Source organism: Bacillus sp. FJAT-27245, from assembly GCF_001273955.1.
Taxonomy (GTDB): Bacteria; Bacillota; Bacilli; order Bacillales; family Cytobacillaceae; genus Bacillus_D.
Map to the genome: position 1 here is coordinate 364,627 of NZ_LIGI01000001.1, position 24,279 is coordinate 388,905.

Genomic DNA, 24,279 nt, shown 5'->3' on the forward strand with positions numbered 1-24,279 from the left:
GCCTTCGTTTCACGGTCCCTTGAAGCGAATTGATCCGCCCCTGCATCACTTAATCCAAGACATAGGACAAGGCCGCCGATAAGTGCCCATTTCAATTTAACCAATTAACAAACCCCCTTGTGGTATATTGGAACTACTTACCATAATAATAATGTACAAAATATTCAAAAACAAGCATAAATTTGTATAAATTTTGGGAAAAAAGGATGATGATGCCGGACGTTAAAAAGGCCCTGCAGGATAAACGCTGCAGGGCTTTGGTTTCAGTGCTGTTTATTCGGGAGTTGTTCGCTGGGATTTCCTTTTCCTTGGCGTTTTTTGTTTTGTTCGTCCTTTTTTTGTTTTTCGTGGAGCTTTTCAACAAACTGGTGTGTGTTTTCCATAGGGGTGCCTCCTTTAGAAAATATAGTGCATGGGCCTATTTTTCCAAAAGCGCCTTGAAATCATGCGTTGTCCTGTGGCTTTTCGGTTCCGCGAGTCCTTCACACTCCGGCTGTAGGAAAGGCCGGTTCGTTATGATGGTAAAAAAGCATTTTTCGCTATTCCAATTTGTTTTTTAAGAATTCAATCAAACGTTTGATTGAATTTTCCAAAGAGTAGGGATTAGCGTAATGAAGGGCTCTGCAAAGTACTTGGCACTACGGAGCCTTTTTGTATGCAATCACAGATGTTTTTTACCAATTGTCTTCAGCCGCAATAGTTACCCGTATGTTTAACGCTCTACTGCCTACACTAAATGAGTAGCGAAGAATTGTGCTGAAGGGGACGGGGAGATGGAAAAAGATAGGGATAAGGAGAAGGGTTGGAATAAAGAGAGTATTAAAACGTTGCTGGTTAATTCGTTGAGGGGGATATCCCAAGTCCTGCTTATTGAAAATGCGATTTCCGGCTTGATTATTTTGCTGGCCATCACTGTTGAGTCGTTTAAACTTGGCGCCATCGCATTCATTTCATCATTAATTGGAACACTGGTTGCCCAATTAGGCGGGGCTGATAAAGATGAAATAAGCAAAGGGATCTTCGGGTATAACTCTGTTTTGACGGGCCTTGGGCTCACTTTGTTATTAAGTGGGCCTAATGCATGGGTGGTTGCCTTATTCGGCGCAGCGGCGGCCCCTATCATGACCGCGGTTATGATGTTTTGGATGAGAAGTATGAAAATCCCTGTACTGACCGCTCCTTTCATTCTTTTTACATGGGCAATGCTGCTCGTCCCTTATCGTTTGAAGTTATTTAAACTATCTCCTGAACTTGAACCTCTTTCCCTGTCACATTGGGAGTTGAACATAGAAGGCCATATTAATTGGCTTGAAGGAGCGGTTAGCGGGCTCGGACAGGTTTTATTCCTCGATAATACAGCCGCAGGGATTCTGCTTTTCGGGGCAGTCATCGCCGCAGGGTGGAGATACACTCTACTGGCCGTTTTAGGAAATGTGGTTTCGTTGTTCGTTGCTTACTGGCTTGGAGGGGAACATACGGTGATCTATCAAGGGCTTTACGGATATAATGCAATTTTGGCATGTATTGCGGCAGGATATGCCTATAACGAAAGAAAAGGAGGAACCATCCACTTTTTAAGCGGGGCGATCGCCGCCATTTTGACAGTTCCGCTGACGGCGAGTATTGATACGTGGCTAATGCCTTACGGTTTGCCTGCATTAACAATGCCATATGTAATAACTACCTGGGTTATTCTAACATCAAGAAAGGTTCTTCCAGGTCTCTAGAAATCGTAAATTAGTTCCCGTCCTACTTTATTAAAAACTTTAGCCCAAAGAAATTTCCGCCATAATCCCATTCCCCTTTGCTTGCAAGGATTCAAACGTGTTACCATTAATTGGACGAACTTTCAATCAATTGACAAGGAAAACAAAAGGCAGGTTAAAAGGGGAAGTTCAGTTATCGATAGTAGCTGAGGGGGGAACAGCGAATGATCAGGCTTGCCGAAAAGAGGGATATTGAGCAGTTGAGTAAAATGAGATGGGATTTTACGATGGAAGACTACCCGTCGGCTGTGCTTGAAAGTGATTACAAGGTCTTTGAAGAGGAATGCAGTGCCTTCCTGCAAGATGCCATGGATGGGGGCCAATGGTTTATATGGATCGCTGAGGAAGAAGGGCGGATCATATCCCATATGTACATTGAACTCATACACAAGGTGCCGCGCCCGGGCAGGGTTACCCGCCCTTTTGCCTATATGACGAATGTAAATACGGTGCCTGAATACAGGGGCAAAGGAATCGGCGGTAAATTAATATCCACCATAAATGAATGGGCCAAAGCAAATCAGTATGAATTCATCATCGTGTGGCCGAGTGAGGAAGGGGTCCGTTTTTATGAAAAAAACGGCTACTCGCATTGCAAAGAGCCGATGGAATATTTCCCAACATATTTTTAAGCATCTTTTTTAAAAAATGAGGTGACCACATGGCAAGGACAGCCCTTATAACAGTTGTTCATGACCCGGACGGGAAAAAGATAAAGCTCTTCAGACAGCTGCAAAATGATCTGGAAAGCACCTACTCGGAGTTGTTCATAGCGATCAGCGACCAATCCTCCGCTGAATTGATTGAAATGATGGAACACAGCAGATTCAATGTGAGGGTCATCCCCAAAAAAGGCGCTGCTGAAGCGCGGAGGGAAGCGGTGAAGTTCGGCCTGGAAGGGGATGGCGGGCATTTTCACTATTGCGATTTTGACAGGCTGCTGACGTGGGGTAAGAATCACCTGGAGGAATTGAAAAAAATCGTCCAGAGGATTCCCGGCTATGACTACCTGATTCTCGGCCGGACGGATCGGGCGATGGACACCCACCCGGTCGAGTGGAAGGAAACCGAACGGATTACGAATAAAATTGTTTCCCTAGAACTTGGGCAGGAAGTCGATATAACAGCCGGTTCCTGCGCGTTTTCAAGATCGAATGCCGAATACATAAAGGAATATTCAAAAGGGAAAATGACCGATGCCGAATGGGTGATGATCGCAAGCCGGATCGCAAAGTCGGATGTGGGCTACCTTCCTGTGGAGGGGCTAGAGTATCATGAGCATACGAACGGTATCCAGGGGAGCAGAAGTGAAGCCGAGAAATGGCTGGGCCGCCTTGAATTGAGTTATGTAATTAGTGAAACCGCCGTTCGGACGGGGAAATGATAGATTGCCAGAGAAGGAACCTTGTTGGTTCCTTTTTTAATAAAAAAATATAAAACTTTTTTGCAGTTCGGCTGTCTAATGGATAGAAAGGGGGCGGGCTGGTGGATATTGAAAAAATGGCGAGGAATGCCATCAAGGGGGAGGAGCAGGCCTTTCTCGAGTTAATGCAGGCTTGCAAGATCGATTTATACAAAACAGCCCTCGCATTTTTGCGTAATGAAGAGGATGCTCTCGAAGCGGTACAGGAAGTGACATTTCGCGCCTATAAGGGAATCCGCTCACTTAAGGAACCTTCTTTCGCCAAAACATGGATGATTCGGATCATGATCAACTACTGCAATGATGTTTTGGACAAAAAGAAGCGGGTGGTCCTTGATGAGGCATTTATCCATAAAGAAGGGCGGCTTGAGTGCCATGACGGACTCGAAATCAGAGATGCGATGGAAGGCCTTGATGCCCGGTCGCGTGAAATCCTGGCAATGAAATACTTTCAGGACCTGAAAATCAGTGAAATTGCAGCTGCCCTCAACCACCCTGAAGGTACGATCAAAACGTGGCTGAACAGGGCGTTGAGGTCGCTTAGGGAAAAACTGGACGAGAAAGGGGGAGGGTTCCGTGCCTAGTACTGAAGAAGAAAAGCTTACCGACTACAAACGGATTGTTGATGGCCTTCCTGTTCCGGAAGAATTAGTGGATGCAGCTCTATTGCAAGGATTTGAAAGGGGCAGGCGTGAGAAAAAGCGTGCCAAGCAGCGGATGAGAAGCTTATTCTCACTCGCAGCTGCAGCTGTTATTTTAATTAGCTTTTTTACCTCAATTAGGCTTTCGCCTGCTTTCGCGGGATATATTTCTGAACTGCCTGGCTTTGCAAAGCTTGTTGATTTAATTCAAGGTGACAAAGGTATCATTGCCGCGCTGGAATCCGAATACGACCAGGAAATAGGTGTATCAAGTACGAAGAATGGGGTCACCTTTACGATTACAAGAGCGATTGCGGATGAAACCGGGCTGCTCTTGTTTTATACGATTGATACGGTGACAGAGCGGAAGGAAATTTTTATTCAGGATGCCAGGCTAAAAAGTACAGATGGGAAAAGGTTCTTGCTAGGGAGTGCTAGCTTTGGTATGCCGCATTATTCTCTAGAAGGTGAAAAATCCTTTACCGGAACCATGGACTTTACCTTTCAGGAACCGCTAGAAGCAAAATCCTTCAATTTAATTGTAAAGATTGAGGGAAAAGAACATGAGGTTGATTTTAAACTGAATAAGGAAATTTCCTCGAAAAAGGAATACACTTTGAATAAAACTGTTTCAATCGAGGGACAGAAAATTACTTTTGAAAAAGTTGAAATCTATCCGCTCAGGGTAGCCATTCATGTCAAAATGGACCCTGATAACTCAAAAAGAATTCTTAATTTTGATGAAATCAGGCTAGTGGATGAACATGGCGAGACATGGAATAAAATTTCGAACGGCATTACTGCACTCGGTGGGGTTGCCGATGACAAACGGGTCCTTTATGTTCAGAGCAATTATTTCAGGGAACCGAAAGAGCTTTATTTGATTCCAGGCAAAATGCAGGCGGTTGACAAGAATGAAGCTTATTTAATAGTGGATACGGAAAAGGAAACTATCTTAAAGCAGCCTCATCCAGCAAAATTTGGCCTTGTAAAAGTGTCGAATGGAAACGAAGTATCCCTGAGAATGAAAACGAAGGAGAAGTTCAATTACATTCCCAATGGGTTGATGAGAGACACGGATGGGAAGGAAGTCTTGACTGCTGGATTTTCTAAATATGAATTAGAGGGATATGCGGAGATTGGGATTAGCATTCCTGGCCTCAATCAATATAAAAATCCTTTATCCCTGGAGCTGAATTATTATCCATCCTGGATCAAGTCGGAAGAAAAAATACGGATTAAATAAAGTGAAGGGCAAACTCCGCTGGCCGGGTTTGCCCTTTTCATCGTACATCCGTAGCTTTATTCGAGGACCGAATGAAGCGGGAGATACGTCCCCCGCTTCAAAATTAACCTATATGTTTTGTGCAATTATAGAGGCTGCATTCCCAAACCTCGCCTGTCTGCCCGAGAATGGTAACAGAGGTATTGGTAAGGGGCGGTTCACTTTTCAGCGCTGGTACGAGTTCGCTTACTATTTTCCGGATGAAAGCGCCGTGACTGACAATGAGAATGTTTTTGCCGGGATGGGCATCCTTTATTTCCTGGATGGCGGGGAGGCCACGTTCAAGGATCTTTTCGTGTTTTTCGACGCCCAGATCCAGCTCCCGCCAGTTGCTGCCCCATTTGGCGATCCGTTCTTCTTCAATTGTGCCTTCTATTTGGCCGCCGCTGACTTCGCGGAGCCTTGGGTCGAAATGAATTTCGCCGACTCCGAGCCTGGCTGCGATTATTTCAGCAGTTTGCCTGGCCCGTAAGAGAGGGCTGGCATAGATGGCATCCCAATCTTCTCCGGACAGCCTGTCTGCAAGCATGCGCGCCTCGTCGATCCCGTCCTGGTCAAGGGGGATATCGGAGCTTCCCTGGGCGCGCCTTTCCTTGTTCCATGCCGTAGTTCCATGGCGGATAAAACCGATTTTCGTCATAATGGCCTCCTATGTAGTTATTTTGTTAAGCTTCTCGATTGTTTGAAGGGATTCCTTCTCTTTAAAAACCTTATTGGTTAAGTGAAGCAAAAGATACGTCCCCTGCTTCACTCCTGCTTCACTCCTGCTTCACTCCCATTCGGCGAGTTTGTTTTTCCATGAGCGGGTGATTTGCGGGTCAGGGCTGTTGATGAAAAGGTGGCCATTGTTTGTTTCGATGTGCAGGTAGGGCGGAATGCCTTTTCGGATGAACAGGAGGCTCGTGCCATAGCCCTCGAGTTTGAACTTTCCCTTTGCGATAGTGGCCATTCCGAAGCCATCGACCTTAACGGTTGCCTTTGGCATTTTATCAAGCAGCTCCACTTTCCGGATGTCCCCGTAAGGAATTTCCTCGCCATACATCCCTGTAATTTCAAATCCGTCTTTTTTGAAAATAAGCTCCGCTTCCTTGTAGCCAAAGTACATGAGGACCGCGATTGAAGCGAATGTAAACAGGGCGATGCCGGACGTGATAAAATAGGCTCTCTTTCTCTTTGCCGGTATTTCAAAGCGTGAAAGATAAATTATTCCCCCGAGCAAAAAAATGAGCATGAAGCTGATTGCCACTTCGATTGCATAAGGAAATGGAGTGAATAGGAGCGGCAGCAATAAAATCATTCCGGCGCCCGTTGCCATTAAAAGCGTTCCAGCCTTTTGCGGCAGCCCATTCTCAATCAATTGTTCCTGCTCCTCTTTTGGCCGGAAGGCAAATCCCGAAATAAGCCAGTAAGCCCCTTTCCTGACTGCCCAGCCGAGCAGGAGGAGCAGCAGGGCGGTGCCCATTAATATGAAAAATAAAGCCAGCATAAAAACGCCTCCTTTGTTAATGCCTTTTGTTCAAGGATACTATACAATTCCATTTTTAGGCTTGTGGCGGATGAAAAATAAATTGCAGATTTAGGATAGGGCGCGTGGATGGGGAAAGTGGTGATGGAGGAAGCGGGGKATTTACGGCTTTTTCTTTTTAAAAAAAGAAAGCCGGGCTCCGATGATGGGAGCCGGCTTGCGAAGTTATTTACTGATGAACATTTGTGTCCAGTGGTAGCCGCTTTGTTCGAATCCGACGCCGATGTGGGTGAAGTCGCGGTTCAGGATGTTGTTGCGGTGTCCTTCGGAGTTCATCCATGCCTGGACGACTTCCTCTGGTGTGCGCTGTCCCATTGCGATGTTTTCGCCGGCGCTTGAATAGGTGACTCCGAAGTCTCGCATCATGTCAAACGGCGACCCGTAAGTAGGGCTTGTGTGCGAGAAGTAGTTCTTCTGCTGCATGTCGAGTGACTTTTTCACCGCGACGCCGCTTAGCTTTGCATCCGCCTTTAGTGGAGGGAGGCCGTTTTGCTGGCGCTGGGTGTTGGTGAGGTCAATGACCTGCTGAGCCTCTTTGCTGATACCGGCTGTTGGCGTGGTTTGTTTTGGTGCCGCCTGTCGTTGTTGTTGAGCAGGTGCCTGTCCCTGTTGTGGTGAGGGTGCGAGGCCTTGCTGCGGAGCGGGTGCCATTCCTTGTTGGTTCGGGGTTTGCCCCGGCTGCATGACTGGGGGTTGTGCTCCCGTATTTTGTGGGAAGGAGATTTGCCAGTCTTGTAATCCGCCCGGATAGTTGAGAATTTGTCCGGTACGCGGGTCGACCCGGAGGAACTGGTATCTCGCTGGCTGGACTAATATTGCCCGCGTTTCCGGATAATTTTGGCTGTCCATATCGGTTTCGTAGCTGGAGATGTTGAACATGCCGTTCCGGTTCCGGTCCTTGCCACGGCGGTCGTTGTTGCCAAATGTGCCAAACCTGTCATTGTGGTCATTCCTGTTGTCACGGCCGAACCGGTCATTGCGGTCATCATCGTGCCCTGGGTTCCACTCTTCGGTCAGCAGGCCTTCATGGTCCATGCCGAACAGGCCATTGTTTCTGTCACCGTTGTTGTCGCGGACATTATATGCGCCGGTTCGGTGGTCCATGGCGTTGTTTCTATTGTTGTCGTTGGCGTTGCAGGCGGCAAGGCCCAATGTCAGGACACTGGCGGCCATAATGCCTACGGTCTTTTTTATCAAGTTGCATGCCTCCTATGGACAATATAGTGGTACGTCCTTATTTTTCGACCGGATGGGCAAAATATGAATGGAATAAGGTGGTGTTTGGCTATAAAAAGGAAGGTGCGCCGGACTGCTGCCCATTATAAATAGGAATGGTATAATAAAGAATTAAATGCAAAGGTGGCTGGGGACAGTGACAGTAGAAGAAGTATTGGAAAGGCTTGCGGAGATGGGGACGGAGCAAACGAAAAAAACATTTTTGCGGCATGGCGCGAAGGAGCCGCTCTTTGGGGTAAAGATTGGAGATTTAAAAAAGCTTGTGAAATATGTAAAAAAGGACCAGGAACTCGTATTGGCGCTCTACAATACAGGAAATTACGACGCCATGTACCTTGCCGGGCTTTCTGTGGATCCGAAGCAAATGGACAAATCGACGCTTTTGGAATGGGCGGAGAAGGCAAATTGGCATGGGCTTGCGGAATATACTGTTGCCGGTGTAGCTGCCGAGAGCAACTACGCCCTGGAACTCGCCAGGGAATGGATTGAATCCGGCGAGGAAAATGTTGCTGTATGTGGGTGGAGCACGTATGCCAATTATATATCGATTATTCCTGACGAAGACCTGGATCTGAATGAAATCAGGGGGCTATTGAATCGGGTTGAGAACATGATCCATTCGGAAAGAAACAGGGTTCGTTATGTCATGAACTTGTTTGTCATATGCGCCGGCTCGTTTATCAAACCGCTTCATGAAGAAGCAGTAAGGGTTGGTGGCGTTATTGGCAAAGTTCAGGTCAATGTAGGAAATACGGCTTGCAAAGTCCCGGTTGCCACGGACTACATTAAAAAAGTTGAGCAAAAAGGAAAAATAGGGGTAAAGAAGAAGACTTGCATTTGCTGATGCTTGAATGAATTCGGAAGGGTGCGGGAAGTATGGATGAGAATCAATTAAAAAGGGGATTAAGCAACAGGCATATCCAGCTGATTGCCCTCGGCGGGACGATTGGGGTAGGGCTGTTTTATGGGTCTGCCGCGACAATCAAGCTTGCGGGCCCCGCCATCCTGCTTTCCTACCTGATTGGCGGTGCGGTAATTTTTATTATCATGAGGGCTTTGGGGGAAATGGCGGTTGCCGACCCTGTTTCAGGATCCTTTAGTGCATACGCGAATAAATACCTTGGGCCGTTTGCAGGCTATTTGACTGGCTGGACATACTGGTTTAACTGGATTATCGTCGGGATGGCGGAGATTACGGTAGTCGGCGTGTACATCAACCATTGGTTTCCGGAAGTTCCCCAGTGGGTTTCGGCGCTTGCCGCACTGGTTGTGATGACGCTCGTCAATCTGATCAATGTGAAGGCCTATGGCGAATTCGAGTTCTGGTTTGCGCTTATTAAAGTAGTTGCGATTGTGTGCATGATTATCGTGGGCCTTGCCATAATCCTGTTTGGACTAGGAAATGGCGGTGTGCCGGCCGGGTTTGGGAACCTGTGGGAAAATAAAGGCTTTGTCCCGAATGGCGTATGGGGGATATTCCTTTCGCTTGTGATGGTTATGTTTTCCTTTGGTGGGATTGAAATGATCGGCTTGACCGCGGGAGAAGCCGAAAATCCCGAGAAAACGATTCCCTCCGCGATAAACAATGTCATCTGGCGGGTCCTTATTTTCTATATCGGCGCGCTTGGAATCATTATGACCCTGTACCCTTGGAATGAAATCGGGACAACTGGGAGCCCCTTTGTGCTGATTTTTGATAAAATCGGTATGCCCGCGGCGGCGGATATCATTAATTTTGTTGTCCTTACCGCGGCCCTTTCCGCCTTTAACAGCGGGATGTACGGAACGGGGAGGATGCTGTACAGTTTGGCGGACCAGGGCAACGGACCGTCCTTCTTCCGGAAATTGAGCAGGTCGGGAGTGCCGGCACGCGGTGTCCTGTTTTCAGCTGCCATCCTGCTGATTGCAGTTTTTCTTAATTACATCGTTCCAGAAAAGGTGTTTTATTATATCACTTCGATTGCCACAGTGGCTGCAGTAACGAGCTGGACGATTATCCTCGTCACGCATATGAGGTTCAGGAAAGCCCGAAGCGGCGGTAGTGGGCTGTTCCCGATGCCGCTTTATCCTTATACTTCTTATTTCGGCCTTGTGGCACTTGCGGCTGTGGTCGTTGCCATGGCCTTTATTGAAGGAATGGCGGTGGCGTTTATCGTCGCCCCTATCTGGTTTGCGCTATTGTTTGTTGGTTATCGATTGAATCAAAAGTAATTTTATTTTCCATATGTGATGCCCGCGGATGGCCGTAGATTTATGTGGCCAAAGCGGGCTGTTTTTTTTTTTTTTTAAAATAGTCAAAATATTGTTGATTTTAAGGCGGGATGGAGTTACCTGCTTCGATACAATGGGGGTAAAGAGAACAGTTTATTTGGATTGCAGCCAACTTAATGTGGGTAGGAAGGATGCTATCTGCGCTGACTTGGCGGAGTCCAAAAATGTTATTGGAAGGTTTTCAATCATCGGAGCGTTTGTCCATTGTGTGTATTTTGTCCCGGAAAATGTGAAGGAAGGGGGCGGGTGGTTTAAATGAAAACATTGATTGTGTATGAGACTAAGCATGGGACGGTTGAACATGCAGTTGCGCTGTTGGCGGGAAAACTGGATGGAGAGATAGAGACAGCAAGGGKTTCGGCTAACATGCCCCGGCTTTCCGAGTTTGATGCGGTCATCATCGGAGGGTCGATTTATTTCGGGAAAATCCAAAAAAACCTGTCTTCGTTCATGGCAAAGCATCGGGAAGAACTGCTTGGAAAGCGGCTTGGGCTGTTTATATGCGGGGCCCATCCGGATGCCGCGGAACGGGAAAAAGAACTGGAACATGCATTTCCCGAGGAGTTAAGGAAATGCGCGGTGGCCCAGGATATTTTCGGGTATGAACTTCGCTTTCAGGAGTTGAACCGGCTTGAAAAGAGTATCGCCAAGTCCATACTGAGAAAGAAAGTCGACCAGGATGCCCTTGAAGAAGAAAAGATAACCGCTTTTGCAAGAAAATTTAAATGAGCCACCCCGATGCCGGAGTGGCTCTTTTGCGTTGCGTTAAGATGCTTTCAGTTTTGAACTTTGGCTGGCGGGTGTCGGGTTTTTACCGCCCATGGCCATGCCGAGCAATGTCCCAACAAGCGCTGGAACGACCCAGTCCATTCCAGCGGAGGCAAATGGAAGAGCGTTTCTTAATGCAAGGATTGGCCCGAGATTCAGCCCAAAGGTGCTTAAGCCGCTGATTGCCGCAAACACTCCAGTAAATAGCATCGCTGTTCCGTATACCCGGCGCGGGTTTTTAAAGAAGCGATGGAAGAAGCTCAGCGTGATAAGGACAATTGTTAGCGGATATGCAGTAACCAGGAACGGAACTGAAACTTTTAAAATTTGTGCCAAACCCATGTTTGAAAGGATGAAGCCGACGATTGACACCATTGATAAAACCGCTTTGTAGCTCAATTTTGGAATGAGGTTCGAAAAATATTGTCCGCATGCAACGGTAAGGCCGACTACTGTCGTAAAGCAGGCTAGTGTGAAAATCAAGCCAAGCAGTGCGGGGCCGCTTTTACCAAAAAGAAAAGCTGAAGTTGCGGTGAGCAATTCTGTCCCAGTTGCAAACGATCCATCCGCGCCCATTTGTCCGCCTACATAGCCAATCGATACATAAATCAGTGCCAGCAGCGCGCCGGCAACTACCGCTGCTTTCACTGTATAGCGGGTAAGCTGCTTTTCATTGCTGATGCCGCGTTGTTTGACGGCAGTCAGGATGACGATCCCGAACGCCAGCGCGGCAAGGGCGTCCATTGTGTTGTATCCCTCAAGGAAACCTTTAAAGAAGGCTCCTTTCTCATAGCCTCCGGTTGGAGCGGTGAAATTCCCGCCCAATTTTACGAAGCCGGCAGTGCAAAGTGCGACAATCGAAACAAGTAGGACTGGTGTAATCCAGCGTCCCATATATTTCTCCATCTTTTCGTGGTTCAGTGCTGTCAAGTAAACGATGAGGAAGAAAGCAGCCGAATATACAAGCAATGCCACGGTTTTATTTAGTGATTCAGGAGCTAAAGGCAGGACGCCCATTTCAAATGCAACGGATGCGTTCCTTGGGATTGCAAGGAAAGGCCCGATTGAGAGGTAAACGACAGCCATAAAAATCGTGCTGAATGTAGGATGTACCCTGCTGGCAAGTGCTTCCGCCCCTCCTTTTACAAGTGAAACGGCAATCAGGACCGCAAGCGGAAGGCCAACCGCGGTAAGGACAAATCCCGCCATTGCGAGCCAATAGGATGTACCTGATAAGGCGCCAAGCATTGGAGGGAAAATTAGATTGCCAGCTCCAAAAAACATTGAAAATAACATAAATCCGATAAACAATGTATCAAATTTCTTCATCACTAACTCTCCCTTTTTGTTATTGTAAAATAAAAAACCCGCCCCCGTAAAAATACAGGGACGAGTTAATACTCGCGATACCACCCTACTTCCGCACGGCCAAAAGGCATGCGGCACTTAGCCAACGTACGATTCATACGTGTTCCGTTGTAACGGTGGAAAAACCGTCAAAGCTTACTTGGGATCATCTTTCAGCTTTGCATCTCGGAGATGATTTTCGGCCAGGTACTGGACGCCGGCTTGCACCATGTACCGGCTCTCTAGGGAACAGTCTTCCCAGCTTACTCTTCTCGTCATCGAATTTAGGATCGAATTTTTTATTTAAAAATAATTTAACAGAGGCTGTTGGTTGTGTCAATTACTTTTTTGACAATTTAAACTATTGCCCTCGCAGCAACAAAAATCGCACTAAAAGCAAAACCCCACCCCTTCAACAATGTAAGCGTTCCCTGAAGGAAAAAATTAACGGCCGCTATTTGTGAATAAAAGCGTGGCTAAAAGAGGTGATAAAAAGCAAGAAAGCGCGTATGAGTGACAAGCGGAGTCTGGAATCGGGTTAGGTTGTCAGGGAAAAGCGGTGCCCAGGCACCCAAGTGGGGCAAAAAACTTCACACCCGGGTGCCTGGCACTACTACAGAACATAAAGGTAGATGCTGAGAAAGTGGGCGAGGCTTCCTAGTAGGATGAAGATGTGGAAGATTTCGTGGAAGCCCATGTTTTTTGTGCGGAGGAAGTTTGGTTTTGTGGCGTAGATGATTCCTCCGATTGTGTATATTACCCCGCCCAGGATCAGGAGGGCGAGTCCTTCAGTTGGGATTGTCCCAGCGAGCGGCGATGCGACGAAGATAATCATCCAGCCCATAATGATGTAAAGGGCCGTGGACAGCCAGCGCGGGCAATTGAACCAAACCATCTTAAAAATGACGCCGCTTACGGCTGCCGTGCCGATAATCGCAAACATCAGCCAGCCTGTCATGCCGTTCAGGCTAATAAGGCAAAAGGGCGCGTAAGTTCCGGCGATCAATACGAAGATCATTGAATGGTCGAGCCTGCGCAAAAAAGCAATTACCCGGTCTTTGGCCATAACCATATGATAGGTGGCCGAGGCGGAATAAAGCAGAATCATACTGATGCCAAAAATGATTACAGCTGAAATTGCCAGCGGGGAAGCGGCGGCTGCCGATGCCTTGATGACCATGGCGAGAAGGCCGGCAAACGATAGCAAAGCACCGGCAAGATGGGTTAAGCCATTGATTGGTTCGCGTATATACATTTTCATTTGGCACACTCCAATTAACGTGTAATGTAGTTTTAATAACTACATATAACAATATTACTAATGCGATAAGTAGTCAACAATTTTTGAGGATTCCTGTATAATGTAATTAATTCAACTTGAAGTTATGGAGGCTGCTAATGGAAGGCTTGGAAAAACTAATTGATAATCTTGGGTTAGATAAACAGATTCGTCTCGAGGAGATGCCTTCAATTGACCTATACATGGATCAGGTGATTCAGCTTTTCGATCAGGCTTTCGCGGAAACGAGGCGGAACGAAGATGAAAAAATCCTTACGAAAACAATGATCAACAATTATGCGAAGGGCAATCTGCTTTTACCCATCAAAAAGAAAAAATATACCCGCGGGCATCTGATTTTGATTAGCCTTATTTACCAACTGAAAGGCTCGTTATCGATTACAGACATTAAAGCGGTATTAAGCGGCATCAATGACCGCGCGGCAAATGGCGATTTGAACCTCGAAGACTTCTATTCGGCATTCCTTTCTTTGTCTTCTGAAAATGAACGCAATTTTCGTGAAGAAGCTCTCCGGCGAAAAAATGCAGTTGAAAAGGAAAATGGGCTTGTGCACGGAGGAGACAATGAGGTGGAAACAATCCTTCTCATTGCCTCGCTCGTCAATATGAGTACGATGTACAGGCGGCTAGCCGAAAAGCTTGCCGACCAACTGAAGGAGGACGGCCGGGATGGCCATGGCAAAAACTAAACCAATATAATGTTCCGTGAAGTTGGACAATTTAAAGATTGTTGGCGAAACTAACGCGAAAAAGAACCTGGATAACAAGTCCAGGTTCTTTTGCGTATTGGCCATACATTCGGGTTGAAGCTTTCTTTCCCCATTGGCCATTCACTTTTATTGAAGCTATATAGGTTGAAATAAGAATTGGGTTCCAAATGTGAACTAGGTGGTTGATTTCCGCTCCGGGCATTTCGCTTTCCGCGGGGCGTCAGTGGAGCCTCCTCGGAGCAAAGCTCCTGCGGGGTCTCCCCTTGCCGCTCAATCCCGCAGGACAACCGACTTCCTCGAATTGGCCTTGCACGAAGGAAATGCGTTAGCATTTTCGAGGAGTCTACATGCCTGAGCTCCAATCAACCAGCTTCTCAAACTAAAGCGTGTAATTATTAAGTTCAACCTATATAGTTGAACATGAATTGAACTACTACCTCTAATTAATATGCCAATTTCCCTCTTTGGGGACGCAATTGGCAGAAAGGGTAACGATAACTTTCGTCCCCTTGTTCAGGACACTTTTGAACTCCATCCTTCCATGATGGGCGTCAACAATTTTCGAACTGACGGTAAGGCCGAGGCCTGTCCCTTTTTCCTTCGATGAATAAAAAGGTTCCCCAATCCTTTCAAGCCGTTCCTCAGAAATCCCGATGCCATTGTCCATGATGGTAATTGTAACCTGTCCATCTTTCCCGCATTCTGTCGAAATGGCCACCTTTCCCCCCGGGTGTGAAGCATCGATTGCGTTTTTAATTAGATTGATAAATAGTTGCTTCAATTGGTTCGGTTCGCATTCAATTATGCAGCGTCTGTCCCCGAAGGATGAAACAATGTTAATGTCATGCATGGCGCTCTCCGGCGTTAATAGCGAAATGACATTCTTCAACAGCAAATGAAGGTCTGTCTGGACGTATTTGAGCTGCTGCGGTTTTGCGAGCAACAACAGTTCACTTGTAATATGATTAATCCGGTTCAGCTCATCCGCCATAATCGAATAGTAATACTGATGTCTTTCATCCTCTGACTTTAGCAGCTGGACAAAGCCCATTAACGAGGTTAGCGGGTTCCGGATTTCATGCGCTACACTTGCAGACAGCTCGCCGACAATCGATAGTTTTTCGGACCGGCGCAGTTTTTCCTCCGTTTTTCTCAGCTGTGTAACATTCCTGCCATAGCCGATAATACCTCTCGTCTCTCCGTGAATGACCATCGGGACTGAGGTGCATTCAAGAATGATTTTATCTCCGTTCTTGCTTTTAATATCAAATTCTATAAGCTGCGGTTTATTATTTTTGCTAACAATTGAGAAGTAGTTTTCGAGTGCTTCCCGGTGCTTACGGGGAATCAGTTTTTGAAAATACCTGCCGATTATATCATCCGGATCGAAGCCGGTCACTTCCTTAAATCTTGGGTTTACGTCGATGAATCTGCCTTCAAGGTCGGTCATATAAACGATATCAGGGCTGTATTCAAAAAGGGAACTATATTGCTGGCGGCTTTCTTCAAGGAGATTGATGAGCCGTCTTTTTTCCGTAATATCCCTTCCCATGATGACAAGGCCTTTCCGTGTGCCATCCGGATTGAAAAGCGGGACTTTTATCGTGTCAAAAATCCTTTCCGATCCGTTGGGGGAAATGAGTACTTCTTCGACACGGGTTATTTTCCGATTTTTCCACGTGTCTTCGTCGGATTTTTCGCAATAAATAAGGGCATCGGCATAATGGGGACTGAAGGCAGCAAGTTCGGAATCCTTTTTGCCGCGGTAATCGACACCTTCGAGGCCGAAAACCTTAAGGCCATACTCATTGGCTTCAACCCATCTTCCCTCGCCATCCTTGAAATTGACGAAATCTACCATTGAATTGATTAACGTCGACAACCGTTGCCGATCCATTTTTGCGGTATTGAGCTCCTCTGCCTTTTTAATGGCAAAATAAAAAATGACCCCCGTGGTGACGACAAAAAAAGCTTCTTTTAAGTGGCCAATTACTTGAATGTAAGGAGTTGGTTCAAACTGGGCGAGCAGCAGGTTTGTTCCGGCAATCCAGATAATACCGCAGATGACAAAGTAGTAAATCAGCTTTTTTTTCTCCATCAGACCACTCCTGGGAAAAAATAATTCCAATAGGCAAATAAAAATAGAGAGCCCGTACCGTGAAGGGCTACACAAATCTCTAAATCTTCTGCTCAGCTTTTCGTTTCCTGTATGGCTTCTTCCATGTTGCGTTCCAATCTTCAACCGCCCCCGATCCGAGCAACACCCCGATGAGGATCAGGATGAAGCCGGCAAGGTGGGAGAAAGTAATCGTTTCATTCAGAAAGACGGCTGCGCCGATAAGCGAGAAAAATGGGCTTAAATTAATAAAAACTGCCGACTCGGCAACCCCGACCTTACTTATCGCCAAATTGTATGCCATATGCCCAAGCGCGGTCGCAATAATGGCGGATGCAAAAAATATCGGCCAAACAGAAGTGGGAGCATGGGCAATTCCCCTGATAGCCCCCGGTTCTTGTACAATGCTGATTAGAAAGAGGGCCAATGAACCAAATAGGAGCATGTACCCGGTCATCAGGCGCGCATCCATCGTCCGTGATACTTTCTTTACTAAAATAAAGCTACCTGCCTGAGTTAGGATCGATAGGAAAATAAACAAATCGCCAAGCGAGATTGCGCCAACTCCCGAACTATTTTCAAGAACAATGAACGAAACACCCGCAAGCCCCGCAAGGACCCCGAACAGGCGAGGCGCAGTAAGGCGGGTGCCGAGGAAAATGGCGGCAAGAATCGCCGATAGCAACGGACCGAGGCCAAGAATCAAACCCGCGTTAGAAGCAGTTGTTTTCGTCAGTCCGACCGAAAGAAAGTAATGGTGGCAGACAACATTGAAGATGCTTGCGATTAATGTATAAATAAGTTCATTCCGGCTGGGCCTTCTGACTTTTTTTAAAACGGCAAGAACGAGGAATACAGCAACGCTGGCCGTCAAAATCCTTAGGGAAGTAATGGTTACCGGGGTAAATTCAGTGACAATGATTTTTGTTGCAATGACATTCAATCCCCATGCGGCCATGACTGCTACTAGGATGGCATATGTCTGTAGACGCTGTTTTCTATCCACTTATCGCTTCCTTCTTTCCGTTTTCCGGATAGAGCCCGGAGCAATGATAAAGAGGGGAGGATGCGCAAAATCCTTCCCTCTTTCTTTTTGAATCCATGAAATTTAGTATAGCAGGTTTTTGGTTAACAGGCACCGCGAAAAATTTTACACAAATCTTTTTGGGAGACTGTTTTCGCTTCCCTTGGCCAATACTGTCCCGATGCTGGCCCTTTGGACTCCCTTGCCAATCTGGATGGCTTCGCGGGCGGAGTGCCGAACCGTTAGTTTTTTAATTGCGACTGCATCCGTGCAATTGTCGCCGCCATATAATTTAATATCCGCCCCTGCCGTCCGGAAACCGCTAACTGAAATATTGTCGAGCGCAACATTTCGTGAACGGTACTGGAGTGCCATGACAGGTTCGCCGCGGTAATCATAGTCAGGGTCGCCAATCGCTGTAAAATGGTTGATGGCGACATTCCGGTAACCAGATACAACAAGCGCACGTGGTTTTGAGTCTTCATAGAGCGCTGTGCGGACCGGGGCGATGGAAACGAGGTTTGTCGCCTTAATATTGAACGCGGTCTTTGAAACAGGGTCCGTGCTTTTATGATGGCCAATATGCCTCCAGTTAAAGGAACGGTTGTCGTTCACTGAAAGGTGGCCGATGATATGGACGTTGGTTGCGGCTGAGGAATTTCCATGCGCCTTAATTTCGACCCCGCCAAAGCATCGGGTCGAAGAGTTATTGACGAGCCACACATTCCGTGAACCGTCATCGGCTTCAAATCCGTTCGAATTGGAAAATCCTTTTTTATGGGCGCGTCCACTCGGGTCGCACATATGGCAATTTGATATGAGGATGTTGTCACTATGATGTGTTGTCACGCCGTCATCGCCAAATCCGTACCCATTCAGCCCATCCAGCCAAATATAGTTGCTGCCGCCCCTTGCCCGATAGCCATCACCCGAATAATTATAAATGGTCGAGGACACATCGAAGCAGTGGAGCCCAGGGTTGATTGCTTCGACATCCTTTACCCAACCGAACGTTACATTGGCGAAAAGCAGGCAGCTGGAAAAATTATTGCCGGCGGCCGTTTTCACTTCATCCCCGAGCCGCTCCACATTCCAATCAAGGGTCATTCCTTCGACAAGAATATTCCGGTTTCCTTTCCAATGGGAAGAATTCGTTACAAGCTGGGAGGACTTAGGCGCCTTGCCGTGGAGTTTTAAAATGGACTTTCCTTTCCCCTCGCCAACCAGGCATGTCCACGATGGAACCCGGATTTCACTCGTAACGAATATCCCTTTAGGGATCCTGACTGTCACCCGCCCATTGCCGAGCGCTTTTTTGAAGGCTTCGGTATTGTCTGTCACCCCGTCCCCAACAGCGCCGAAATCCTCTACATTCACTTCCTTCTTTGCAATCGCCTTCAAATGGCTGTATTCCTCGTCAAGGATACCCTTCCAGGAGGGGTACACTTGGCCCGCGGCATCCACTAGCGTATTTGAATCGCACAGGGCAGCCTTTGCTTTTTTTGCAAAAAAGAAAACGGGCATGGTCGTGAAAAATTGTTTAATGATTCCTGAAAGCGGCCTTTTCTGTTCCGGTTCAAAGGAGTAACTCGCAGGCGGGGCGCTATGTTCACTGAAAAGTTGTTCAGTCCCGGCGACCGCTTCCCCGATATCAGTGCCATCGTCCAAAAGCTGTGAGATAAGTTCAGCATTTTTCCGGGGGTCATGGTTTTTATTCAGGTAAATCATATCCAGCCCTCCTTTGCGGATAAAAATCTTACAAACTATATCTTATTCTTGCCTGGCAGAACTTTCTGCCAGCGGAAAACCGCCGTTCATAAAAGGTTCGCTGTATTATTATTCCCGTCCAAGCATGTGGTAATCCTGATGAGGAGCAGGGCCTCGGCCCCGGGCCCTGCCTCATCTAAAGTGGGGCATTAGAATTCCCCGTCAAAAGGTGTGAACGGGATATTGAACCTGTTTTCAAGGAACCTAAGCCTTTGGTTGACTCGTATTAGCCGGCGCGACATCCGCTCCAGCTGGTTATTGAGACGGGTAACTTCCCTGCTCTGGCGGTCGTTTTCACGTTCAATTAGGCCAGCCCTCCGTTCAAGCTGGCGAATCCTCCGTTCCAGTTCCTGTGGCTGGCGGCTTGGATCCGATTGTCCATACGATAACCCGCTATCATGCTGCTGGTAGTAGTAAGGATGATTCTCCTGGGACTGAAAGCTGAACGAATAATCTGGCTGTTGCGGATAGTGGCCGGAAAATTCGTGCTGGTAAGGCTGTTGCATCCCTCCGTAAAAAACGGTTTCCTGCTCGAAAGGGCTGTTCATGGCATGACCGTACTCAAAGGCTCCTTGATGCTGTGGATACATTGGGCATTCTCCTTTATATATAATAGGTGGAAGTCCCTATACAATATGCCCGGGTTAGGAGCCAGTCGCGGCTTTCGCCCATTCCCGTTTAAAGGGCGGAGTGATGCAGTATATGCAATCTCCTTTTTGGGGGAAATTTTTTTCTGCCCGGCAACGTATCCGAAGTTGCCGGAGACTGCTTCCGCTTCGCATCTTTCCTGCTACTTTGTTAAAATAAAAAGGATAATCAAAATTATGCGTTAAATAATTTTGCGGACGTAAATTCACGAGAGTATCAGGGGGGCGGCTATGAATCTCGAAAGAATGCTAATCGAAAAGACGTATTACGAAAGTTTTATGGAGGGCAATGAAGAGAAGCATCCGGCACTCGTCCTGGCGGAGGCTTACTTGGAAGCAAGGCGAAAAGGGGGGAAGGGGCTCCCGGAAATCAAATTCGCCCAAGGTGAAGTGTATTTTGCCTTCCGTGATTACGAGGCGGCCATCCATAAGTGGGAAGGGAGCGATGGGCCGCTTAGTCAATGGGCAGTGAAAAATACAGCGGATGCCTATTACGAGCTTGGTGAGTTGGCAACAGCGGAAGACCTTTACAAATCAGTTGAAACGATGAATGCATCCCTGAAAGCCGAGGTCGCACTTCAACTATTTTCGCTTTATATTGAAAAAGGCAAGGAAGAGGCTGCTTCGGAAACGATTAAGGGGTTGATTGCCGAAAATCCCGGCTATCCGGACGCCGCAGACCTGGCACGTTCGTTTTTTGAAGGACGGGCTGATTGGGACAGTGCCACGGAACTCGCGGCAAACGAAATTGTCAGGACAAAATCGGCCGGATGGGCGGATATCCTTATTTCCTACGTGGACAGGGAAGCAACTGTTTCCTATCCTCCTGGTTATTTTAATAAAGTTCTTGCCGTCCTTTATGAGACGGATGAGAGCAGGTTTGGCGAACTTGCGGCAGCTCTTTGGAAAACCTACCGGGGAAGGGAAGGGTATTTTGCGTGGATTGAGGAATTCAACGCGCTCCTTGGCGGGTTTGGCGGGCTGCCCGAAGGAATATGGCCGGAACTTTCCTTGCTTTACAAAGAAGCCTATCTCGACTTTACCACTTCGGGAAATTACTCGATTCAGTCGTTGGCGCCAATCATGCCATCACTGCTTTCAAACTGGCTTGCGATTGAGGACAGAAGGACAATTGGCCTGGCAGCATCCGCTTTGCTTGCCTGGAGCGGACGATACCCGGCCGGAATTTCACTTGAAGCAATTGAGACAGCTGAATCTCTCCTTGCCCATTCAAAGCGGACTGAAAACGACTTCGCGGAAGGGCTTGCGCTCATTTCGGAAATTTCGACATGGGCTGGGGGCCAGGGCTTGCAAATCAGCCCCCGCCTGGAATGGATTGCGGGAGAACTGGCCAATTTCAGGACAAGGCATGTCGTTACAGCAGGCTTGAAAGGGAGCGGCAAAGCCCATGTCCTCAGGCAGATTCTTGGGGACTCGTATTCGGAAGCGGAAATGGCATCATCCACTGCGCTAGCTTTCCAATACCGCGATGAAGCGGCTATCAGCATGGTTACAGACGAGAATGTGGTCGAGGCGGAAGAATTTGGCGAGCTTGAAGGAGTGGAAAATGAAAATGGGATTTGTACTTTCTCGTTGCCTGTCCCGTTTTTAAAAGACTCAGGCTTGTCAATCATTGATTTGCCGGAATTAGATAGCGATCATGTAAGCCCTGACCATTTTGACTATATTGATCTGGCGGATAGCCTGTTCTTTGCGGTTGATGCAACCGATCCGCTTACCGCCGAGGAGCGGCTGGTGCTTGGCCAGATCCGCGAACAGGCCCCTGGGCTGCCGGTTCATTTCCTGCTGACCCAGACCGGGGAACCAGACCCCCATGCTTTTGAACAGGCGGCATTGGTAATCAAAGGGTCATTCCCTAATTCGGAAGTGATTAAGGCAGGGCCTGTCCCCGACCGGGAGCGCTTATTTGAAGGCATTGTAAAAGCAGCCGTAATCGGGACGCCCGAACGGAGCATTCTTGGCAGCCGGACCGACAAACTGCTCCTGCTGATCAGGAAAACACTTGACCACCTGCTCTTCCAAAGGGCCGGACAGGAAAAGGGAATCGAGGAAGCGATTGAAAGCAAGGAACAGATGGCGGCAAAGCTGACCGGGGCTATCCACCAGCTCGGCGATATCGAATCGGAAAGCATTGAAAAGGTACGGAAATCCTATCGGAAGAGGATCGATGAGGCAAAAGCGGATGCGTTGGCGGATATTCCCGAGCTTCTCCGCGGCACGGTCGACTTCCTGAAGGAGGACAGCGACTTCAGGACAGTCCATCTCAGCCTGAATGATGAGATGAACAGGCGGTTGAACGCCTATCTGAATGATACCGCTCTCCCGAAACTGCGGGAATCGCTCGGGGGGTGGATGGAGGAGACCGGAACGGAGCTTTCCCGTATTCAGGAGTTCCTCGATGAAATGGCCGAGAGCTTCAATTCCCTTTATGGCGCCGATTGGATCAGGCTTGATTGCGACTTCCGCGTCCTCGATGACTGGCAAAGGGATATAGGCCGCATGGCAAACAGCTATCAGCTTGATAAAGTGAATGTCCTTCTAAGACGGACCCCATCACAAATCTTCTTGAAAGGGGCAGGAAAGCTCCTGGGGGCCCTGCCGCAAAACAATGCAATGCTTTATAACCGTTATAAAAGCTTTGTTGAGAATGAGGATTACCTTGATACAGCAAGGCTCGTGAACGACCGCTTTTTCATGCAATTCGATCTGTTTGAAAAAGCGATTGCGAGGGACCTTTCACTCTTTTTCCTCAATCCGCACCAGGTTCTCCAAGGAACGCACGCGGCCACCCAGGAAGAGTTGGCGGACAGCAGGCAAAAAGCCGCGGATATGAAAAAAAATCCGGCCAGATTCCATGATCCGATGGCGCTGTTCGGAATCAGGCTCAGGCAGTTGGAATGGCTTGAGATGGTAGGGCAATAATTAAATGGCGGTTCATCCCTTCGGCAACATGCCGGAGGGATTTCTTTTGCTTTCCTTAATGCCAAATAAAGATATCCTTTCTGTTTTCATTGCGAATCTTATATAATGTGGATATTCCATCACATAGTAAATAGAGGTTTGTTATGAAAATAAAATTCGATGAATTGACCGCGCGGCTTTCATCAGTCCAAATTATCGTCCTTTATTACCTTTCAGCAATCATTGTCTCGACGTTCTTGCTGATGATGCCGATTACGCTGAAGGAAGATGTAAAGCTGCCGTTTATTGATGCTTTGTTTACCGCTGTCAGCGCAGTAAGTGTGACTGGGCTGTCAACGATTTCCCTGGATGAGACGCTCAGCTATCCCGGAACGTTTATAATGGCGTTCATCTTGCAAATCGGCGGGGTTGGCGTCATGACGCTTGGCACATTCGTCTGGCTCCTTTTGGGTAAAAAAATCGGCCTGAAGGAACGGATGCTCATCATGGCCGACCAAAACCAGTCAGCCCTCTCTGGGATGGTAAATTTGCTGCGGGGAGTCCTCTTCCTGATTGTTGCAATCGAACTGGTTGGGGCGGTTATATTGGGGATTCATTTCCTCGATTACTTCCCAACGTGGCAGGAAGCTTTCAGGCAAGGATTTTTTGCTTCGGTCAGCGCCACAACGAATGCGGGTTTCGACATAACGGGCGAGTCGCTTGTTCCGTTTGCCAATGATTATTTTGTCCAAACGGTCAATATACTCCTGATTATCGTCGGGGCGATTGGGTTCCCCGTCCTTATTGAATTCCGGGAATTCCTGGCCCACCGCATGAAAAAGAGCCAGTTTCGATTCACCTTATTTACAAAAATAGCAGTAAGTACGTTTGCGTACCTGCTCGTATTCGGTACGGTTTTCATTTTTATATTTGAATCGAACCAGTTGTTTGCCGGGAAAACATGGCACGAGGCCTTCTTCTATTCCGCATTCCATTCGTCCTCGACCAGGAGCGCGGGCCTATCAACAATCGATGTAAATGAGTTTTCCACGCCCACACAGCTGCTGTTTTGTCTGCTTATGTTTATCGGGGCCTCGCCCAGCAGTGTCGGGGGAGGGATCCGGACAACTACGTTTGCAATTGCCCTGCTGGCCATTTTTTCATATGCGAGGGGCAATAGCACAATCAAGGTTTTCAACCGCGAGATTATGCCGGAGGATATCGTCAAATCATTCATTGTCATCATGACGGCTTTCCTGATTTGCGGGTTTTCAGTCATTTTCATGGCTTTTATTGAGCCCTCGTTTTCGATAAAAGAAATATTGTTCGAAGTTTCATCCGCTTTCGGGACAACCGGAATGTCTCTCGGTATCACTCCGGAACTTGGCACGCTGGGGAAATCTGTTTTAATGATCTTGATGTTCATTGGCAGGATTGGCATTTTCTCTTTCCTGATCATGATGAGGGGAAAACCGAAGAAGGAAAAAATCCATTATTCAAGGGAGCGCGTCATCATCGGGTAAAGGGCTTT

The 24,279-nt window shown here is 47.6% G+C and carries 21 protein-coding genes and 1 other annotated feature; of the genes, 11 read left to right on the forward strand and 10 right to left on the reverse strand.

Annotated features, from left to right (window positions below; translation table 11 throughout):
- Nucleotides 1–263 precede the first annotated feature (263 nt).
- Nucleotides 264–383, reverse strand: a complete 120-nt coding sequence (locus tag ADU24_RS22450) for a DUF4023 domain-containing protein (protein WP_082306774.1) — start codon at nucleotides 381–383, stop codon at nucleotides 264–266.
- A gap of 390 nt (nucleotides 384–773) precedes the next feature.
- Between ADU24_RS22450 and ADU24_RS01730 the strand changes: the two genes are divergently transcribed.
- The 5 genes from ADU24_RS01730 (at nucleotide 774) to ADU24_RS01750 (ending at nucleotide 5,076) form a co-directional block, all read left to right on the forward strand.
- Nucleotides 774–1,727, forward strand: coding sequence for an urea transporter (locus tag ADU24_RS01730; RefSeq protein ID WP_053365018.1), 954 nt, complete (start codon nucleotides 774–776; stop codon nucleotides 1,725–1,727).
- Between the two features lie 203 nt (nucleotides 1,728–1,930).
- Nucleotides 1,931–2,398: a GNAT family N-acetyltransferase gene (locus ADU24_RS01735; protein ID WP_231689544.1), complete on the forward strand. Its 468-nt coding sequence runs from the start codon at nucleotides 1,931–1,933 to the stop codon at nucleotides 2,396–2,398.
- Nucleotides 2,399–2,427: 29 nt separating this feature from the next.
- Entirely contained in the window at nucleotides 2,428–3,150 is a 723-nt protein-coding gene (locus tag ADU24_RS01740; RefSeq protein WP_053365019.1) for a hypothetical protein, read from the forward strand.
- A 101-nt stretch (nucleotides 3,151–3,251) separates the two neighbouring features.
- Nucleotides 3,252–3,773: a sigma-70 family RNA polymerase sigma factor gene (locus ADU24_RS01745; protein ID WP_231689545.1), complete on the forward strand. Its 522-nt coding sequence runs from the start codon at nucleotides 3,252–3,254 to the stop codon at nucleotides 3,771–3,773.
- Nucleotides 3,766–5,076, forward strand: coding sequence for a DUF4179 domain-containing protein (locus tag ADU24_RS01750; RefSeq protein WP_053365020.1), 1,311 nt, complete (start codon nucleotides 3,766–3,768; stop codon nucleotides 5,074–5,076). Before ADU24_RS01745 ends, ADU24_RS01750 begins: the two co-directional genes overlap by 8 nt.
- A 103-nt stretch (nucleotides 5,077–5,179) precedes the next feature.
- On the opposite strand, the gene ADU24_RS01755 is transcribed toward ADU24_RS01750, so the two are convergent.
- The 3 genes from ADU24_RS01755 to ADU24_RS01765 form a co-directional block, all read right to left on the reverse strand.
- Nucleotides 5,180–5,755 (reverse strand): histidine phosphatase family protein, encoded by a 576-nt coding sequence (locus ADU24_RS01755; protein ID WP_053365021.1) that lies wholly within the window; start codon nucleotides 5,753–5,755, stop codon nucleotides 5,180–5,182.
- Nucleotides 5,756–5,884: 129 nt separating this feature from the next.
- Entirely contained in the window at nucleotides 5,885–6,601 is a 717-nt protein-coding gene (locus ADU24_RS01760) for a DUF3784 domain-containing protein (protein ID WP_053365022.1), read from the reverse strand.
- 204 nt (nucleotides 6,602–6,805) lie between these two features.
- Nucleotides 6,806–7,489 (reverse strand): CAP domain-containing protein, encoded by a 684-nt coding sequence (locus ADU24_RS01765; RefSeq protein ID WP_082307013.1) that lies wholly within the window; start codon nucleotides 7,487–7,489, stop codon nucleotides 6,806–6,808.
- Between the two features lie 523 nt (nucleotides 7,490–8,012).
- Here ADU24_RS01765 and ADU24_RS01770 point away from each other — a divergent pair.
- From ADU24_RS01770 to ADU24_RS01785, 3 genes are all read left to right on the forward strand, one after another.
- Entirely contained in the window at nucleotides 8,013–8,720 is a 708-nt protein-coding gene (locus tag ADU24_RS01770; protein WP_053365023.1) for a DNA alkylation repair protein, read from the forward strand.
- Nucleotides 8,721–8,752: 32 nt separating this feature from the next.
- A complete protein-coding gene (locus ADU24_RS01775; RefSeq protein ID WP_053365024.1) occupies nucleotides 8,753–10,087 on the forward strand; it encodes an amino acid permease in 1,335 nt (444 codons plus the stop codon).
- Between the two features lie 315 nt (nucleotides 10,088–10,402).
- Nucleotides 10,403–10,876 (forward strand): flavodoxin domain-containing protein, encoded by a 474-nt coding sequence (locus tag ADU24_RS01785; RefSeq protein ID WP_053365026.1) that lies wholly within the window; start codon nucleotides 10,403–10,405, stop codon nucleotides 10,874–10,876.
- A 36-nt stretch (nucleotides 10,877–10,912) separates the two neighbouring features.
- Here the strand turns inward: ADU24_RS01785 and brnQ are convergent, their stop codons facing one another.
- Both brnQ and trhA read right to left on the reverse strand, forming a co-directional pair.
- Nucleotides 10,913–12,244 carry a branched-chain amino acid transport system II carrier protein gene (brnQ, locus tag ADU24_RS01790; RefSeq protein ID WP_053365027.1) on the reverse strand — a complete coding sequence of 444 codons (1,332 nt, stop codon included), beginning with the start codon at nucleotides 12,242–12,244 and terminating at the stop codon, nucleotides 10,913–10,915.
- A 53-nt stretch (nucleotides 12,245–12,297) separates the two neighbouring features.
- Nucleotides 12,298–12,550, reverse strand: a binding site (T-box leader).
- A gap of 325 nt (nucleotides 12,551–12,875) precedes the next feature.
- On the reverse strand, nucleotides 12,876–13,523 hold the full coding sequence (gene trhA / locus ADU24_RS01795; RefSeq protein ID WP_053365028.1) for a PAQR family membrane homeostasis protein TrhA: 648 nt from the start codon (nucleotides 13,521–13,523) through the stop codon (nucleotides 12,876–12,878).
- Nucleotides 13,524–13,660: 137 nt separating this feature from the next.
- On the opposite strand from trhA, the gene ADU24_RS01800 reads away from it, so the two are divergent.
- Entirely contained in the window at nucleotides 13,661–14,251 is a 591-nt protein-coding gene (locus ADU24_RS01800) for a DUF1836 domain-containing protein (RefSeq protein WP_053365029.1), read from the forward strand.
- 460 nt (nucleotides 14,252–14,711) lie between these two features.
- Here ADU24_RS01800 and ADU24_RS01810 read toward each other — a convergent pair whose 3' ends face one another.
- From ADU24_RS01810 to ADU24_RS23620, 4 genes are all read right to left on the reverse strand, one after another.
- On the reverse strand, nucleotides 14,712–16,370 hold the full coding sequence (locus tag ADU24_RS01810; protein ID WP_053365031.1) for a PAS domain-containing sensor histidine kinase: 1,659 nt from the start codon (nucleotides 16,368–16,370) through the stop codon (nucleotides 14,712–14,714).
- Nucleotides 16,371–16,449: 79 nt separating this feature from the next.
- Nucleotides 16,450–17,394: a DMT family transporter gene (locus ADU24_RS01815; RefSeq protein WP_231689547.1), complete on the reverse strand. Its 945-nt coding sequence runs from the start codon at nucleotides 17,392–17,394 to the stop codon at nucleotides 16,450–16,452.
- 144 nt (nucleotides 17,395–17,538) lie between these two features.
- Nucleotides 17,539–19,140 carry a glycosyl hydrolase family 28-related protein gene (locus tag ADU24_RS01820; RefSeq protein WP_053365032.1) on the reverse strand — a complete coding sequence of 534 codons (1,602 nt, stop codon included), beginning with the start codon at nucleotides 19,138–19,140 and terminating at the stop codon, nucleotides 17,539–17,541.
- Between the two features lie 188 nt (nucleotides 19,141–19,328).
- Complete coding sequence (locus tag ADU24_RS23620) at nucleotides 19,329–19,769, reverse strand: hypothetical protein (protein ID WP_053365034.1); 441 nt, start codon at nucleotides 19,767–19,769, stop codon at nucleotides 19,329–19,331.
- A gap of 288 nt (nucleotides 19,770–20,057) precedes the next feature.
- Between ADU24_RS23620 and ADU24_RS01840 the strand changes: the two genes are divergently transcribed.
- Together ADU24_RS01840 and ADU24_RS01845 are read left to right on the forward strand one after the other, a co-directional pair.
- Nucleotides 20,058–22,769 carry a tetratricopeptide repeat protein gene (locus tag ADU24_RS01840; protein WP_053365036.1) on the forward strand — a complete coding sequence of 904 codons (2,712 nt, stop codon included), beginning with the start codon at nucleotides 20,058–20,060 and terminating at the stop codon, nucleotides 22,767–22,769.
- A gap of 143 nt (nucleotides 22,770–22,912) precedes the next feature.
- On the forward strand, nucleotides 22,913–24,271 hold the full coding sequence (locus ADU24_RS01845; RefSeq protein WP_053365037.1) for a TrkH family potassium uptake protein: 1,359 nt from the start codon (nucleotides 22,913–22,915) through the stop codon (nucleotides 24,269–24,271).
- Nucleotides 24,272–24,279: the final 8 nt, after the last annotated feature.